Source organism: Bacillus sp. Brlt_9 (assembly GCF_051948935.1).
Classification (GTDB): Bacteria; Bacillota; Bacilli; order Bacillales; family Bacillaceae_G; genus Bacillus_A.
In genome coordinates this window covers 1-484 of the sequence record NZ_JAYJLO010000035.1, presented here as the reverse complement: position 1 = coordinate 484, position 484 = coordinate 1, and the positions used below count along the sequence as shown (strand labels likewise).

Below are 484 nucleotides of genomic sequence, written 5' to 3'. Positions count from 1 at the left end.
CGCTGACTCGTATGCAAGATTCTTCAAAAAACAAAACACCCCGGTTTAAATCGAAAAACAATAAAGTCCAATCCTATACAACGAAACATACAAATAGAAACATTGCGATTATAGATAATAAATTGAAGTTACCGAAACTTGGTCTTGTCAAATTTGTCAAAAGTCGTGAGGTAGAAGGACGAATTTTGAGTGCTACTGTCAGAAGGAATCCAAGTGGAAAATATTTTGTCTCGATTCTTGCTGAAGCAGAAGTACAAGAATTGCCAAAGACCGATTCCGCTGTTGGTATAGATGTTGGTGTGAAAAACTTTGCTATTCTTTCAACGGGTGAGGTATTCGGTAATCCAAAATGGGCTCGGGTATTAGAAAAGAAACTCGCTCATGCCCAGCGTATTCTATCTAGACGTACAAAAGGCGGAGCGAATTGGAATAAACAGCGAATGAAAGTCGCTCGTATTCATGAACGAATCAAAAATGCAAGAAC

The 484-nt window shown here is 38.6% G+C and carries 1 pseudogene; it reads left to right on the top strand.

What is annotated here, in order from left to right:
* Positions 1 to 484, top strand: a pseudogene (locus VF726_RS31490) (RNA-guided endonuclease TnpB family protein); the annotation flags it as partial.